Source organism: Marinobacter orientalis (genome assembly GCF_004792665.1).
Classification (GTDB): domain Bacteria; phylum Pseudomonadota; class Gammaproteobacteria; order Pseudomonadales; family Oleiphilaceae; genus Marinobacter; species Marinobacter orientalis.
Map to the genome: position 1 here is coordinate 1,530,010 of NZ_SRZX01000001.1, position 15,864 is coordinate 1,545,873.

The 15,864-nt window shown below is 56.5% G+C and carries 15 protein-coding genes; 6 read left to right on the forward strand and 9 right to left on the reverse strand.

Going from position 1 to position 15,864, the window contains the following annotated elements:
* The 3 genes from DIT72_RS07070 to DIT72_RS07080 form a co-directional block, all read right to left on the reverse strand.
* Complete coding sequence (locus tag DIT72_RS07070) at nt 1–510, reverse strand: hypothetical protein (protein ID WP_135954451.1); 510 nt, start codon at nt 508–510, stop codon at nt 1–3.
* Nucleotides 511–682: 172 nt separating this feature from the next.
* Entirely contained in the window at nt 683–1,708 is a 1,026-nt protein-coding gene (locus DIT72_RS07075) for a DUF2235 domain-containing protein (RefSeq protein WP_135954452.1), read from the reverse strand.
* A gap of 92 nt (nt 1,709–1,800) precedes the next feature.
* Complete coding sequence (locus tag DIT72_RS07080; protein ID WP_135954453.1) at nt 1,801–3,315, reverse strand: class I adenylate-forming enzyme family protein; 1,515 nt, start codon at nt 3,313–3,315, stop codon at nt 1,801–1,803.
* A 288-nt stretch (nt 3,316–3,603) separates the two neighbouring features.
* Between DIT72_RS07080 and DIT72_RS07085 the strand changes: the two genes are divergently transcribed.
* A complete protein-coding gene (locus tag DIT72_RS07085; protein WP_135954454.1) occupies nt 3,604–5,286 on the forward strand; it encodes an NAD-dependent malic enzyme in 1,683 nt (560 codons plus the stop codon).
* A gap of 334 nt (nt 5,287–5,620) precedes the next feature.
* On the opposite strand, the gene DIT72_RS07090 is transcribed toward DIT72_RS07085, so the two are convergent.
* On the reverse strand, nt 5,621–5,830 hold the full coding sequence (locus DIT72_RS07090; RefSeq protein ID WP_135954455.1) for a hypothetical protein: 210 nt from the start codon (nt 5,828–5,830) through the stop codon (nt 5,621–5,623).
* Nucleotides 5,831–5,957: 127 nt separating this feature from the next.
* Here DIT72_RS07090 and DIT72_RS07095 point away from each other — a divergent pair, with 127 nt between their 5' ends.
* Nucleotides 5,958–6,335 carry a nuclear transport factor 2-like protein gene (locus DIT72_RS07095; RefSeq protein WP_135954456.1) on the forward strand — a complete coding sequence of 126 codons (378 nt, stop codon included), beginning with the start codon at nt 5,958–5,960 and terminating at the stop codon, nt 6,333–6,335.
* A 12-nt stretch (nt 6,336–6,347) separates the two neighbouring features.
* Here the strand turns inward: DIT72_RS07095 and DIT72_RS07100 are convergent, their stop codons facing one another.
* Nucleotides 6,348–7,034, reverse strand: a complete 687-nt coding sequence (locus tag DIT72_RS07100; RefSeq protein ID WP_135954457.1) for a DUF2959 domain-containing protein — start codon at nt 7,032–7,034, stop codon at nt 6,348–6,350.
* Nucleotides 7,035–7,244: 210 nt separating this feature from the next.
* On the opposite strand from DIT72_RS07100, the gene DIT72_RS07105 reads away from it, so the two are divergent.
* Complete coding sequence (locus DIT72_RS07105) at nt 7,245–8,267, forward strand: chemotaxis protein CheB (protein WP_135954458.1); 1,023 nt, start codon at nt 7,245–7,247, stop codon at nt 8,265–8,267.
* A gap of 75 nt (nt 8,268–8,342) precedes the next feature.
* Here DIT72_RS07105 and DIT72_RS07110 read toward each other — a convergent pair whose 3' ends face one another.
* A complete protein-coding gene (locus tag DIT72_RS07110) occupies nt 8,343–8,729 on the reverse strand; it encodes a cupin domain-containing protein (RefSeq protein ID WP_135954459.1) in 387 nt (128 codons plus the stop codon).
* A gap of 43 nt (nt 8,730–8,772) precedes the next feature.
* Nucleotides 8,773–9,561: a winged helix-turn-helix transcriptional regulator gene (locus DIT72_RS07115; protein ID WP_206081053.1), complete on the reverse strand. Its 789-nt coding sequence runs from the start codon at nt 9,559–9,561 to the stop codon at nt 8,773–8,775.
* Between DIT72_RS07115 and DIT72_RS07120 the strand changes: the two genes are divergently transcribed.
* The gene (locus DIT72_RS07120) at nt 9,523–9,903 is read left to right on the forward strand and encodes a nitrilase-related carbon-nitrogen hydrolase (protein ID WP_265937495.1); all 381 of its coding nucleotides are present in this window, start codon (nt 9,523–9,525) and stop codon (nt 9,901–9,903) included. The genes DIT72_RS07115 and DIT72_RS07120 overlap by 39 nt on opposite strands.
* Nucleotides 9,904–10,025: 122 nt before the next feature.
* On the opposite strand, the gene DIT72_RS07125 is transcribed toward DIT72_RS07120, so the two are convergent.
* The gene (locus tag DIT72_RS07125; RefSeq protein WP_135954460.1) at nt 10,026–10,664 is read right to left on the reverse strand and encodes a hypothetical protein; all 639 of its coding nucleotides are present in this window, start codon (nt 10,662–10,664) and stop codon (nt 10,026–10,028) included.
* Nucleotides 10,665–10,688: 24 nt separating this feature from the next.
* The gene (locus DIT72_RS07130; RefSeq protein WP_228260747.1) at nt 10,689–11,144 is read right to left on the reverse strand and encodes a hypothetical protein; all 456 of its coding nucleotides are present in this window, start codon (nt 11,142–11,144) and stop codon (nt 10,689–10,691) included.
* A gap of 246 nt (nt 11,145–11,390) precedes the next feature.
* Here DIT72_RS07130 and DIT72_RS07135 point away from each other — a divergent pair, with 246 nt between their 5' ends.
* Together DIT72_RS07135 and DIT72_RS07140 are read left to right on the forward strand one after the other, a co-directional pair.
* The gene (locus DIT72_RS07135) at nt 11,391–12,584 is read left to right on the forward strand and encodes an efflux RND transporter periplasmic adaptor subunit (RefSeq protein WP_135954462.1); all 1,194 of its coding nucleotides are present in this window, start codon (nt 11,391–11,393) and stop codon (nt 12,582–12,584) included.
* Nucleotides 12,581–15,697, forward strand: coding sequence for an efflux RND transporter permease subunit (locus tag DIT72_RS07140; RefSeq protein ID WP_135954463.1), 3,117 nt, complete (start codon nt 12,581–12,583; stop codon nt 15,695–15,697). The genes DIT72_RS07135 and DIT72_RS07140 overlap by 4 nt, the downstream gene beginning before the upstream one ends.
* The last annotated feature ends 167 nt before the right edge of the window (nt 15,698–15,864 follow it).

A 15,864-nucleotide genomic window follows, 5' to 3' on the forward strand; every position in this document is an offset into this window, starting at 1 on the left:
TCACCTCCCTGCTTTCATGGTCCGCTGGTTCTGCTCATATTGTTCCACCAGAACTGAGAAGGTTCGCGGACGACACTGAGCCCACCAGGAGCCTACGAAAGGTCTCTGGCGGTGCGAGTGTGTTAGCTCGCGACCGGTCCGCACGAATCCCCAGTTTGTTGCCTCATCCAGAAGCATGACGCGCTTCCCCGACAACGCAAATGGCTGGGTCCTGGGTGGGCCACCCCGAGGATCGCCTGATTTTATTTTCCCGCAGATCAGAGGGTCTTTGTCCGGTTCGTTACCGGCAACGGCGTAGACGTTGAAGAGCTCGATCGAGCGGGCATCATCCACCAGTTCAGTAACTGAGTAGACGGCAGCTGCCTTTTGCTCACCCGAGACCAGGAACAGGATCGGTTCCGGCTCATCGGCGAGGTCAGAACTGAGAGCTGCGTAGCGCTGTGAGTCGGTGCTCGCACAACCGGTGATTACTGCAAGCATGAAAAGTAAGGTTAAGGATTTTGTAGTCATCTCCGCTGCTCCCTATCCAGACTATTGTTGAGTCTTGCCCCGGGCCAGAAACGGCTCTGGGTCCTTGTGTGAGGCTGGGATGAGCGTCACATTCCAAGTATTGGATATTGCAGCTGAGCCTTGTATTACTCGAAAGAGCTAATTTCATGATCGGGAACGAAGCGACTCTGACTTATGCTGGCCAGATGGGCGGCCACTCGCCATTGCGCTCCGCAAAGCGCTCGATCGGCTCACTCTGGTAGCCGCTGTTGTACCGCGCTCGTACACTCCCGTGTACCCAGGTTCTGATCTCGTCCAGTGGGGGTATTTCCCGCACCCGTTTGCCCAGTAACCTGTATTTGCCCTTGTACTCATTGTGCTGCTCGGCGGTGGTGTGGGTAGTCGTTGGCAGAATACTGTTAAACACCAGTTTCTGCTTCCGCGCTTCTTCCGCCATCCACAGCAGGGGGATATCGGCCAGAATGCGGCCCTGTTTGTCCGGGCCATAGCCGCCGCCGATATCGGAATGCACCCCGGCGAACCAGACCTGCTCGATGTCTGTCCCGGAACTGGGCTTCCAGATGGTCGGTTCGAAATCCTCCCGGTGTTCGTCCAGAGACAGGGCGTGCCGCGCAATTTCAATGTTGCTGCCGATCTCGCGGTCGTAAAACAGATCCTGGTCTTTGATCAGACCAAAAAAGGTAAACGGCAGCCCCAGCGCGCCGACGGTGTCCCACACGCCCACGAACCTGATGGGGGTGCGTTCTTCCACGGAATACCATCGTTTCCACGCCATGGCGTGGTCGCTGTTGGCTTTGTGTTTTTTGGTTTTGTAGAGTTTGAAGGCGTTCTGGATCCGGTTGGCGTTTTCCTTTCGCAGAATACTGCAGTTGTTGATCATGCCGCACAGGCTGCGGGCGGTATAGGCACCCCGGCTGAAGCCGAACAGGAAGATCTCGTCGCCAGGTTCGTAGTTGTGAACCAGGAACCGGTAGCCGTCCATCACGTTCTTTTCGAGGCCATGCCCGGTAGCGCCGGCGAGTAACTCGTCGTGATAGGAGCCGATGCCCCAGTCGTAGAACACCACCTGTTCGACGCCGTTGCCATCCGTTGGGCGAATGGCGCGGGCGAACTGCAGTACGTTGGTTGGAAAGTCTTCGCCAATGTTTGCTTCCGGCCGGTTCCAGGTGCCGTCAAAGCAGATGGCTATGCGTTTCATGGTGGTGACCTCCTGTCATCAATATTCCCTTTCTATTATAGCCTGACCCCCTCAGCCGGTGCGGAAAATAAATCTGTCCCGATTTCTGGATTTTACCCAAAGGTTTCTCTGACTTTGAATTTCATAACCTTTCCGGTAGGTGTGCGAGGAATGCTGTCGACGACCTGGATGGATCGCGGGATCTTGTAGCGAGCAAGCTTATCCTTGCAATAGCTTGTAATCGCCTCTTCATCGATAGGGCTGCTCCTGTCTGTGACAATGACTGCCACAACGGTTTCGCCCCAGTCCTTGTGCGGAAGGCCGATTACCGCAACTTCGTTGACACCGGGGCAGTTGATGAGAACATCCTCGACTTCCTTGGAATAAACGTTTTCACCGCCGGTGACAATCATGTCTTTGGCCCGGTCCACGATAAACAGGTAGCCGTCTCCGTCAATGCGGGCGAGATCACCGGTGCGGTACCAGCCGTCCTCGAATGCTTTCTGTGAGGCCTCCGGGAGCTTGTAGTAGCCCAGCATCATGGACTGTGCCCGCAGCCAGATTTCTCCCACTTCACCGGGTCTGGCATCCTCCCGGTTTTCATTCACCAGGCGCATGTCACAGCCATTGACAGCAATTTTACCGATAGAACCCGCTTTGGTTTGCTGCTCGTGGGGATAAAGCGCGGTACCGGTCGGGCCGGTTTCTGTCATCCCGTAAATCTGATAGAAGCGTTCACTTTTGTACTTCGCGCTCAGCAGTTTTGCGGTGTCGGCATCAATCGGGCCGCCGCCGTAGAGCCATGCATGCACACTACTCAGGTCAAAGGCCTCGAAATCCTCGACAACCTGTACCGGCATAACATAAGCGATCGGGGCGCCGAAGAAGATTGTGCAGCGTTCGTTCTGGACCGTCTCCAGGAACTTTACTGGTTCGTATTCCCGCATCAGAACGACGGTTGCACCCACGTACAAAGCGCCCAGCAGCTGGTTGTTCAGGGGAGCGCTGTGCCAGATTGGCATGGCCATGAGGATGCGGTCGTTCATTCCGGTACCCCAGACCATACCGGGCCCTATGCCTGCAAGCAGAGCTGTTTCATGTGAGTGCATGCATCCTTTCGGGCGGCCGGTAGTGCCCGACGTGTAAAGCAGTTCCGCCAGGTCATCCGCTGAAACATCAACAGAACGGAAGTCTGTCTCCGTCCCGAACCCCATCGGGTCCAGCCCCGTAACTTCTTTATCGGTATCAAGAGCAAAGGTCCGGATGCCGGTGTCCTTCGGGTCGAGCCCGAGCTCCTCAAACAGCGATGAGTCAACGAGCCAGAGGGAGGAATCGCTGTCTGCAAGAATGTACTCGACTTCCGCTGCCGCGAGTTTATGGTTTACGGGAACGGCTACGCCGCCACATTTCAGCACCGCAAAGAAAGCCTCAATCCATGTGGTTGAGTTCCTGCCATGAATTGCGATCTTGTCGCCTTTGCCAACGCCTTGCTGCTGCAGCCATGCCGCGCGTTGCCTGACGTTTTCCCCCAACTGACCCCAGGAAAGACGTCGGTCATCCTGGACAAAGGCTTCTTTGTCACTGAACTTGCGGGTGTTGCTATCGAGTACGTCATTAATGGTCCACATGGCTACCTCCACGAATGCCGCTCACTGATGATACTGGTCAGGGAGAAGGCTGAAATTTTGTTTTAGTTGGATACTGATGTCTGCTTCGCTGGATCCGGACTGTCGCTGGCAATAGCGTATTAAGAAATGAACCTGTTTTCAATCTTTGTTCAGATGATTGGTAATCGATAGTGCCTGGCAGGCGAAGGAGGGCGGTATCAGCTACCCTCTCTATAAACGGATTCCGGCAATTAACGAAACAGCCCTGAGTCCGGTGCGTTCGCAGCCCGCCTGATTTATGAGGTGATTATGAGCAATAGGGAAAAACGTCCCCTGTACATACCTTACGCCGGTCCGACTCTGCTGGAGATGCCGCTGTTGAACAAGGGCAGTGCCTTTACCCAGCGGGAGCGCCTGGATTTTAATCTGATCGGTCTGCTGCCACATAATGTGGAAACCATCGAAGAGCAGGCGGAACGGGCCTATAAGCAATACCGGTTATGCCAGACTGATCTTGACAGGCACATCACATTGCGCGCGATTCAGGACGACAACGAGACTCTCTTCTACTACCTGCTGGAAGATCATCTGGAAGAAATGCTTCCGATTATCTACACCCCCACCGTGGGCGAGGCGTGCGAGGAGTTCTCCAACATCTACCGCAACCACCGCGGTCTGTTCGTGTCCTGGCCTGACAGGGAGCACATGGACTATCTCCTGCGCAGCGCCACCAAGGAAAAAGTCAAAGTCATCGTGGTCACCGACGGCGAGCGTATTCTGGGGTTGGGCGACCAGGGCATTGGCGGCATGGGGATACCCATCGGAAAATTGTCGCTGTACACCGCCTGCGGTGGTATCAGCCCGGCCAACACTCTGCCCATCATGCTCGATGTCGGCACCAACAATCAGGCCCTGCTTGATGACCCGATGTATATGGGGTGGCGCCACAAGCGCATTGGCCAGGAAGAATACGACGATTTCGTGGCCGAATTCCTGGCGGCTGTGAAGCGCCGGTGGCCCGATGTTCTGGTGCAGTTCGAGGACTTCGCGCAGAACAACGCCATGCGCCTGCTGAACCAGTATCGCGACCAGGCCTGCTGCTTCAACGACGACATCCAGGGCACCGCCTCGGTTTGTCTCGCCACTTTGCTGGCCGCGTGTAAAACAAAGAATGAGAAGGTCAGTGAACAGACGGTCGCTTTTCTGGGCGCAGGATCCGCCGGTTGTGGCATCGCCGAACAGATTATCGTTGCGATGACCGACGAAGGCTTGCCAGAGAGCGAGGCGCGCCAGCGCGTGTACATGGTTGACCGTGCCGGGCTGTTGACCACCGACATCGACGGACTGCAGGATTTCCAGTCAGCGCTTGCCCAGGATCCGGCCCGGATCAGGGACTGGCCGGGCCGGGAACTGATTGACGTGGTGAAACAGGCAAAACCAACGGTGCTGATTGGCGTATCCGGCCAACGTGGTCTCTTTACGGAGGAAGTGATCAAAGCAATGCACGCGGGCTGTGCCCAACCGGTGGTGATGCCGCTGTCGAATCCCACATCGCGGGTCGAGGCGACGCCCGCCGACATATTGAGCTGGACGAATGGTGAAGCCCTGGTAGCCTCAGGCAGCCCATTCAAGCCGGTGGAGCTGGGTGACAAGACCTACCCCATCGCCCAATGCAACAACGCCTATATCTTCCCGGGCATTGGCCTTGGAGTTCTTGCTGCCGGCGCCTCCCGGGTGACCGACACCATGCTGATGGCCGCGGCCAACGCCCTGGCGAACCAGGCACCCATCGTCCAACAGACCGGCGAGCGGCTGTTGCCGGATCTGGCAAATATCCAGGAGATCAGTCGCAACATCGCTTTCGATGTCGCCAGGCAGGCGCAGGAAGATGGTGTCGTCGCCTTGCGCTCCGATGATGACACCATCCGCCAGACCATTGATCGCAATTTCTGGCGCCCCCGTTACCGGCGTTACCTGCGGCGCGCGATTTAAAGGGGTACCGGGAAGAGAGCAGTTTTGTCGAGATTTCGTTGTGTTATCGGAATTAGGAGACAGTTGCCCGGGAGAACACGTTGATCACCACCACGCCGGAGGTTGCGACCACTTCTGCAACAATGGCGATGCCGAGAAAAATCCAGCTTTTCATAACGGCTCAGTTCTGCATGCGGATGTCATCTTTGCACCGAAATCCCACGCCGCCGGCCATCGTTGTCTGACCGTCAACCCCTCCTGCTCAATCAGCGAGACCCGGCCAGGGTCCAGCGAAGGAATTGTCGGCAGGTTGCTGCTGAATTTTTCGGATGTCTGTCCCATAGTCTCAGTTACCTTACCGGTTCTGTTCCTGCTCCGCCCCTCGCTTGTTGTCTCTGGCCGTGAATCCCCAGCCGACGGCGGTCAGAAGAATCAGTCCGGTAATGATCAGTGACACCTCTCCAAAAGTGATCACTGCACCAATGACCGAGGCCACTGCCGCAACAGCAGACAGTTTCCAGGAGTAGCTGCTGGTGCCGGACTGTTTTTGGGGTATTTCTGTCATGAGAGAATCCTCGGAGTTTGTACTCACATTAGCAGGGATCGTTGCATTTTCCTGGCTTCGAAGCGAGTTGTGTTACAACATGTTGGTCTCACCCGGTTCATCCCCGTTCTGGAAATGGAGTCTGTTCATGCAGCCGAAAGACATCGTGGCGCAATACATCGCTGATATCCACGCCCAGCGTTTTGACGAGGCAAAGTCCTTGCTGGCTGCTGAGGGATTTGAGTATGTGGGGCCGAATATGCGCTTTCTTTGTCCGGATGACATGCTGTCCTACCAGTTCGGTATGGCAGCCATCCAGAAAGACCTGATCGTCCGTCAGCTCAGTGCCGACGGGGAGCACGTGTTCGCGATCCTGGATTACCGCACCAACTTTGAAATGATCGGCGATGTGCGGCTTGCGGTCTGGTTTCGTGTCCGGAACGATAAAATACAGACGGTTGAAGCCTTCTACAATGCGGCAGTGGTTGAAAACATGCTAGGAGGCAACCTGCCTTCAGCCGTCTGAAAAAACGGGGAGTTACCCGCCTTCGCGGAAGCGCCGGATAAAGGCCTCGGACTCGGCGACTGACTGTTCCATATTGCGAATCAGTTCGTCCACGTCCTGGCGGATACCCACCAGTTCATTCTCCAGCGAACCGATCGCCTGGGCATTCAGGTTATGCTTGAGGTACAGCACCTGATCCTGAAATGCCTGCAAGACCGGGTCCATGCGATCTTCGGCTTCGTGCATACGGCTGATCAGCTGGTTGTACTGGGTGCGGGTTTCATCAAGCTGCTGTTCGCTGCTACGCCGCAGAGAAGCGCTCTCATATTTATCAAGCTCGTCCTCCCATTCATCGAACAGGTCTTCTGCAACATCTTCCACCTTGTCGATGCGCTCACGAACTTTTTCCGCGCTCGATTTGCTGTCTTCGTAGGCATCGCTCATCTCGGCATACTGACCCTTGAGCTCGGTATCCGGCGTATCCACCACGCTCTGGAAACGCTCCAGAGACGAGCGGAAGGTCTCCTGAGCGTCATTCTGGCTGTCCCGCGCGTCTTCCACCCGGTCTACCAGGATATCGCGCTTTTCATACCCGAATTTTTCCATGGTGTTGTAGTACAGTGAGGAGCACCCTCCCAGAAGCGCGACACTGAGCAGCAACAGCCAGAGCCTCCCGGCACCGGGTGACGTTATTGAGGTAACGGTAACAGGATTGGACATAAAGTTGTCTCCGGTTGAAACGCGTGCGCGCTACACGGAAGTGAAGCATGGCGGCGGGCCGCTGACAAGCGCTGATTCGGGCGCCCCTTTTGTGATTGCGCAGACCCCGAACTATATTAAGTATAAGCAGTATATTAATCCGTGGTTTCCATTTTGATGCTGCGATGTCAAGTCCGACATGTCGGCCCTGTTTCACGGATGGAGGTGGTAATGAACCAGATCAGTAATCCAATGCCCGTCGTTATTGGGTCGTCCGCTGGCGGCATGGCGGCGTTAAAGGAACTGGTAGCACAATTTCCCGAGAATTTTCCCGCCCCGGTTTTTATTGTCAATCACATGGGCGCACACACCACCGGGGAAGCGCTCGTCAGAGTTTTGAATGAGAGCGGCCCACTTACCTGTGTGCATGCTTACAATGAACAAACGTTCAAAAGCGGTCACATTTATCTGGCGCCTTCGGATCAGCACATGCTGCTGGTAAAAGGAAAGATCCTTATTACCAAAGGTGCCAGGGAAAACCGGTCACGGCCGGCTATTGATCCCTTGTTTCGCTCCGCAGCAGTGGCTTACGGTAACCGGGTAATAGGGATCGTCCTCACAGGCTATCTGGATGACGGTACCAGTGGCATGATGGCCATCAAACGATGCGGAGGTGTCTGCATCGCACAGGATCCTGAGGATGCGTCTTATCCGGACATGCCGCAATCGGTAATATCGAATGTCGGTGCCGACTATTGTTTGCCGATAGCCGGAATGGGGGCGTTGCTATCCACTCTTATGAAGAGAGAGCTACCGGAGAGCGGGCCGGTTCCGGAAGACATAGTCATTGAGGCAAAGATCGCACGGCGGGTTCTGAGCGATCTGCCGTCTGTCGAAGCGCTCGGCGATCAGGTGCCGTACAACTGCCCGGACTGTGGCGGGGTATTATGGAAAATGGCGGAAGGAGAACTTCTCAGGTACCGCTGCCATACCGGCCATGCGTTTACCTCCTCGGCGTTGCTTACCCAGCAAACCGAAAAGATTGAGGAAACGCTCTGGGTTGCCTTGAGAATGCTTGAAGAGCGCCAGAATCTGCTCGTCACCATGAGCAAAACTGAAAGCAAACAATCGTCTTCATCGATCTCCCAGCGGGCTAACGACTCCCAGGTCCACATCGACCGCATTCGTGCCATGTTGAAATCCACTGACGCGGACGCTTGGCCGCCTGCCCCGTGGCTCAGTGAGGGCGTGTAAGCGAGAACCTGTAAGAAAGGGGGCGTTGGCTCCCTTCCTTACAGGAAAACACGGCTCCGGTTTCCGGGCAGCGGTTCAGCCGCTGACCTGATGGCGTATGTGGTCAATGACCATGCCGTGCTCGTGTTGCGGGCTGAACATCACGATATCGGTGTCTTTTTCTGCCCTTACGCTGTGGCCGGGAGGCCAGTAGAACAGGTCACCGCTGCGCGATGTTTCTTCACTGCCGTTCGAGTACAGGGCAGTGATTTCTCCGTCGACAACGTAGCCCCAGTGGGGGCTTTGACAACTGTCATTCTCAAGCCCGTGCAAAAGCTCGGTGATATCGGTGCCGGCACCGAAGGAGAAGTACTCGGCTCCCATCTTTCCGTAACCCGTCACATCACCAAACTCGGTTTGCTGTCTTGCTTTTGCGCCGGGTACATCAATCCGAACGGGTATATCTTCTTTTGCGATACGCATAGAGACTCCCTCCGTGTCGTTGCATTGCCGGCTGTCCTACCGCTTACGTACTCCCGGGCAGCCTCAACCAGCAAGATAGCACAGGTAAATGGCTGGCGCTGTTGCTGAGTCGTTGCTTCATAAAGAGCGTGCGTTGACACGTTTGCTGGCGGCAAACACGCTCCGCCCCAGCCACTGCCCGAGGGTCCCGGGAATCCTGCGGGCTGCCCCGGACAAGCAGCCGGCGCGCCTGTTGCTCGGCCTCCGGGTCACTGTCGCCGCTCCAGATTTCGGTCAGGCTGGCAACGCTGGCCTCTACCTCCAGGGTCAGTTCGTGGCCCGGGTCTTCACGGCACAGGTCGATCTCTCCGTTGGCAACCACCAGCCACCAATGCCGTTCCCGGTGCCGGGCATCATTCAGGAAAAAGTGGATGACCACGCGGCGGTCAGAAGGGAATTCGTCAATCCTCGCGAAGCGGCGGATATCCCACATCAGGAAGCCGGCATCGAGCTGGTTTGCCTGCAACCGGCTGCCAATCCATCTCGCCCCCCAGTGACCTATGGACAGGATGATCAGGCGCAGCTCCTCACCTGCCGGTGTAAGGAGATACTCCTGGTGGCTGCCCTCCTGCACGCGCTGAAGCACGCCCACTTCCTCAAGCTTTTTCAGGCGCTGGGCCAGAAGCGTGGCCGACATCCGCGGCAATCCCCGCCGGATCTCGTTGAAATGGGTGCTGCCACACAGTAGCTCCCCTACCACCAGCGGTGTCCATCGCTCCCCGAGTATCTCCGAACCCAGGGCATCGATATCTACATCGCCCCCACCTATGACAGCGGAGACCGCTGGATTCATACCCTCCAGCACATTGCCAGGGAAGGCGGGTGCTGGGTTCTCGGCGCGGGTAATGTACTGCGCACGAGCGATCTGCCTGCGGACTTCCCGGAGGCCGACCGCCTGTATCCGGACAGGGAAGAATGGATCAACTCCGGCGATTCGACAGTCATTTCACCCGCCGGGAAAATCGTAGCCGGCCCCCTGCGAAAGGAAACCGGCCTGCTGCTTGCGGACATTGATGTCAGCGAAGTGAACGCGGCAAGGTGTAGCCTGGATATCGTCGGCCATTACGCCCGGCCAGACTTATTCTCACTGCAGGTGAACACCCGGCAGCAAAGGCCGGTGAGCTTCAATGAATAGGGGCCGTGTGACCAAACCAATGAGGAGAGATGTGTCATGAACGAAGAAAAGGTCTACCACGGAAACTGTTTCCGGAAACTAAATCTGTCCCGGTTTTCTTTAAATTGGATCTTTTGGCAGATTCAGTGCCTGCTACCGTCAAAGGAATTATTGATTTCCCGAGCGACGACTCGAGCATACGCTTTCGCAGCTGTTCCAAGGGACTTGGGGTCGACCGTGCTTGAGAACATCTGCCAGATGCTGTCTCCGGAAGCCGCGTCGAACAGAGTGGTGCGGAGAATGTACGCGGTCGTTTCCTTGTAAGAGTCGGGTACGGGTATGGCTTCCATGTAAGTGGCTGAAGCCAGTGGCCCATAGCTTACCGTGACCGGATTGAAAACCACATGGTGGGGAATGTGTTCGACCTGTCTGTTCTTGCGAACCAGGGACACCGTCAATACACCGTCAGCATCCTCGATCTGTAACCTCTCTTCTACCTGTTGTCTGAGTTGCTGTGGATCCTGCCACTGAAGGGCAGGGGAGGGTCCGTATCCGGTAGCCTTAAAGTCTGAGTTCCGCAGCTGTGAAACCAGAGCTGATTCCATCACAGCGCGGTTTTCCTCGCTGGAACTGATGGCCAGCACCAACAGATGCGCTGGTGCTTCACTGACGCCCGATGCTTTCTTGACACTTTTAACTTCAGGGCCGGAAGAGCAGCCGGCAAGTGTCGCAAAACCGAATATGAGTGTGAGGCAAGTTGCCACCAATACGTTATTTTTCATTGCAAGGTCCTCAGGGGTTTACTGTTAAAGCCTGCGCCCGGAGCTGCCAATGTAGAGATAAACCGATTGGCTCGAACGATCCTCAACCCTGTGCACGGAGACCACTGGTGACTTCCTGTCTTCGTGCTGAAAGAGGGTGGCCATACCGGCGTCCTCGCCGTTACGCTCGCGAGCTTTTTCGCCAGAAGTCCATTCCGGCCCGAGACATCCCGATACTTTTTCCACAGCCTGGCTGTAGCGCGCGTTTGCGACATCCAGGTTCGGGGCACCAACGGTGCACACGTAGGCGGAATCCCCGTTACCCCATGCCCAGACCTCACAATGACCCCTGATCAGTTCTTCTCTCGCCTGGTATATGGTCAACGATCTGAAGTTCGAGCCGCCCTTCCGAAAGGCTGCAAACTCTGTCGGGTAGTCTGCCACGATATTTTGCAGAGTGGCGCACGGATCGTCCGTGCCACTTTGAATTTTGTCCTGCAAGGCACATCCGGTCAGGGAGAGTGCTGCCAAGGCAACGGATAAAGGCAATCGGATCATCTTCATTTTGTCCATCAGGCGTTTGTGATTGGAGGTCTGCTTCCATTCATTTAGCGTAAGTGTGTTCGATATGCAATGAATTAACTGGTTGAATACTGAACAATGGCCAGAGGTGAAGGGGTTGGCTATTCTTTGACTCAAACCCGCGGGCGTAACTCGGGCGCCTGCGTGTAATAAGGAAGAAAACTAATGTTAAAGCACCGATACGCCTGCCAGCTTCCCGGGAAACAGCCCGGGATTTTGCTTGCCCTGATTGTTTCCCTCTCCTTCATTGCCGGATGCTCCGAACCCGTTGACGCACCACAGAGCCCGCCGGTCGCGGTATCAGTGATGACAGTGGAAAGCGCCGAAGTGCGGCCATCCCGGGAGTTCGTTGCCAGAACCGCACCCTCAGCGAGGGCCGATATTTCTGCCCGTATTGAGGGAGAAATCAGGGAAATCAGTTTCAGGGAGGGATCCCGGGTCGAACAGGGGCAACTGCTGGTGCGCCTGGAAGATACCAGTGCCAGCGCAGATCTCAGGCAGGCCGAAGCAGAGCTGGCAGCGTCCCGGGCGGAATTACAGTCAGCCACCAGAAATCTCCAGCGGGGAGAGGAAGTTGCAGGGAAGGGTTTTCTTTCCGCCGCTGACCTGGACAAGCTGAAAGATCGCTTCAGTGCTGCCGAGGGGCGATTGCAGGCGGCAGAAGCAGCGGTGCAAAAGGCGTCCAATAACCTGGCTTATACCGAAATACGGGCACCCTTCGGGGGCTGGGTCGGTAAACTGAATTTTGATGTGGGGGCGGTGGTGGGCCCTGCCAGTGGCGCTATCACCGAAATGCTGGTAACCGATCCCATTTACGTGGAATTCCAGCTTAATGAAGCCGAGTATGTGGCGTTTCGGCGGGCAGGAAGGGAGGCTGCCGAAGGTCTGGTCAGTAATCTTTCTCTGTATCTGACGTTACCGGATGGTGAACGGTATTCCCAGGGCGGTGTGATGGATTTCGCAAACGTCAGCACTGACGCCACCACCGGGACTGTTGCCATGAGGGCCGTTTTCCCCAATTCCGCCGCCGTTCTGGTGCCCGGTCTGTATGTGAATCTGTATGTGGAAGGACAGGCCGGCGAGGCCCGGATTCTTGTGCCGCAAGTGGCTGTACAGGAAACCATCGAGGGCAAGTTTGTGCTGGTGGTGGACGATCAGCAGCAGGTAGCGCAGCGCTTTATCAGGACAGGGTCACGTCAGGGCGCCATGGTGGTGGCGGAAGCGGGTCTTGAAGCAGGGGAACGGGTCATCGTGGAGGGGATGCAGAAAGTCCGCACCGGGGTAACCGTCGATCCGCTGCAAAAACGTATCGACCCTGATACCGGCGTGCTCGCCGATGCAGAAGAGGTCAGCCAATGATCAGCGGCGTCTTCATCCAGCGACCGAAGTTCGCCTTTGTCATTTCCATCCTGATAACCCTGGCAGGCCTGCTTGCCCTCCGGGGTTTGCCTGTGAATATGTATCCCGATATGGCACCGCCCCAGATTCAGGTAGCGGCGACTCTGCCGGGTGCCAGCCCGCAGGTGGTCGAGGAAGCGGTGATCCGTCCGGTTGAGCAACAGCTCAACGGTGTCGAAGGGATGATCTATATTGAGTCGACAGCCTCCAGCGACGGCACCGCAAAGATAACCCTGACATTTGAAAGCGGCACGGATACCGATATTGCCCAGGTGAACGTACAGAACCGCGTGGCTCTGGCGGAACCCTTCCTGCCGGATGAGGTGCGCCGGCAGGGCGTGGTCGTCAGCAAGCAGGCCGGCAATATGCTGTTGGGTATTAACCTGACGTCTGACCGGCCAGACCTGGACGGTGTTTTTCTCAGTAATTACGCCTCGAACAATCTGGTAGAAGCATTGGGGCGTGTGCCGGGCGTCGGCTCTGCCGAAGTCATGGGGGCAAAAGATTACAGTATGCGGGTCTGGCTGGACCCGCAACGCATGTCGGCGCTTGATATAACAGTCTCCGATGTGGCGTCGGCGCTGAGAGAGCAGAATCAGATTGTGGCTGCAGGCAAGCTCGGGCAGCCGCCGGTGCCTGCCGGACAGCAATTTGTTTACAGCATCCAGAGCCGTGAGCGGCTTTCAGACCCCGACGAATTTGCCCAGACCATTCTCAGGGCAAAATCCGATGGCGGATTCGTGCGGTTAAGGGATGTAGGGCGCATCGAACTGGGTTCGCGCTCCTATGCGTCTACGGCCAGACTGAACAACCGGGACACAGCATTTGTGGTGATCTATCAGTTGCCCGATGCCAATGCACTTGAGGTTGCGGAACGGGTAAAAGAGGTGGTTGACAATGCGGCTGCCGGTTTTCCGGACGGCGTTGAGCACAGCATCCTTTTCGACAGCACCGAGTTTATCAGCCGCTCCATCGACGAAGTGATTGTTACCCTGCTTCAGGCGGTCGGACTGGTCATACTCGTGGTGTTTCTGTTCCTGCAGAACTGGCGGGCCACACTGATCCCCAGCATCGCCATACCGGTCTCGCTCATTGGCACCTTTGCGGTGATGGCGGTGCTTGGTTATTCCATCAACACCATAACCCTGTTCGGGCTGGTGCTCGCCATCGGTATCGTAGTGGATGATGCCATTGTGGTGATCGAAAACGTCGAGCGCCTTCTGCAGGAAGAAAAGCTGCCTATCCGCGAGGCGGTGACGAAAGCCATGGCGGAGGTTACCGGCCCGGTCATTGCCACCACTCTGGTGCTGCTGGCCGTCTTCGTTCCGGTGGGTTTTATGCCGGGCATTACCGGTGAGCTGTACAAGCAGTTTTCCGTCACCATCTCGGTGGCAGTGATTATCTCATCGATCAACGCTTTGACCCTGAGTCCGGCGCTTTGCGTTTCGCTGCTGGGCCGGGGCGGCAGCCAGCCGATTCGCTGGCTGGGCCCCGTCGAGAAGTTGATTACCAGTGGAACCAGAGGCTACGACGGACTGGTGACACGGCTGCTTCGCAAGAGCGCCCTGATGGGTGTCGGGCTGGTGGTGGTCCTGCTTGCCAGCGCTGGCCTGTTCAAGGCGGTACCTACTGCGTTTGTGCCTCCGGAAGACCAGGGATTTCTTTTTGTGGATGTGCAGCTGCCTGATGCGGCGGCGCTTGAGCGCACGGATGTGGTACTTCAGAAAGTCACCGATATGGTTCTGGAAGATCCTGCGGTGACCGATTTCATCACCGTGTCGGGGTTTTCGCTGTTAGGTGGTGCCAATTCCAATAATGGGCTTGGCATCATTACGCTCAGGGACTGGGAGGAGCGGGAGGACGGGACTTCAGGGCTGCAGCAGATCATACCCCGGCTGTCGTCACGTCTCTGGTCGATCGCGGAGGCGCAGGTGATGGTATTAAACCCGCCGCCCATCCCCGGGCTTGGCACTTCATCGGGGTTCGATTTCCGCCTCCAGGATAATCAGGGGCGGGACGTCACCGAGCTATCCCAGGTCATGAACGGCCTGATTTTCGAGGCCAATGAGCACGAAGCACTGTCACGGGTTTACAGTACCTATCGTGCCAATATTCCCCAATACCTGTTGCAGGTGGACCGTAACAGAGCGAAAGCGATGGGTATCCAGCTTTCGGACATTTTCTCTACCCTGCAGACACAAATGGGCTCGCTTTACGTCAACGATTTCACCCGCTTCGGCAAGAATTACCGGGTATTGCTGCAGGCGGAAGGTCGTTACCGACAGGACCCCGAGGACCTGTCCTATTACCAGGTGCGAAATCAGCAGGGTGAAATGGTGCCACTGACAACACTGGCATCCCTTGAGCCGGTTCTTGGGCCATCAACCATCCAGCATTTCAATCTCAAACGCTCAGTCACCATATCCGGTGAAGCTGCTGCCGGATTTGCCAGTGGCGACGCGCTCCAGGCCATGGAAACCCTGTCAGCACAATTGCCCCAGGGCTATGAATTCAGCTGGGCCGGGCAAAGTCTTCAGGAAATACAGGCCGGGAGCCTGGCAGCGGTGATCTTCCTGCTGGCCATCGTGTTCGTGTATCTGTTTCTGGTTGCCCAATACGAAAGCTGGAGCCTGCCGCTCGCCGTGATCGGGGCGGTCCCGCTGGCGATGTTCGGTGCCATGGGTGGGCTCTGGCTGCTGGGCATGGCCAATAATATCTATGCGCAGGTGGGGCTGGTACTGTTGATCGGTTTATCAACCAAAACGGCCATTCTCATCGTGGAATTCGCGATGCAGCTCCGCCAATCCGGCCTGCCGACAGGGGAGGCTGCCAGGAAAGCGGCCGTTCTTCGCTTCCGGGCTGTGCTGATGACCGCGTTTTCCTTCGTGCTTGGCGTTCTGCCACTGGTGTTTGCCAGCGGCGCAGGGGCTGCCAGCAGGGTCAGTCTGGGCATCACCGTGCTTAGCGGAATGGTGGCAGCAACCATTCTCGGAACACTGATGGTGCCTGTTTTCTATCAATGGATTCAGGGCCTTCGCGACAGGTTCAAGCCTTCCATCAAGCCATCCTCGTAAGCCTCAGGAAGGGCAACTTCGGAATTTGCCTGGTGACACCTGAACTTTGCACTTTTTCGACTTATCTGTGCGAACAGCGTCTTTATACTTTCAGGACCTTCAACGTCCCTCATCGAATACGGTTGGTGATCCGTTGGGACAGGGTCGAAAACGCACAGGAGCGCACG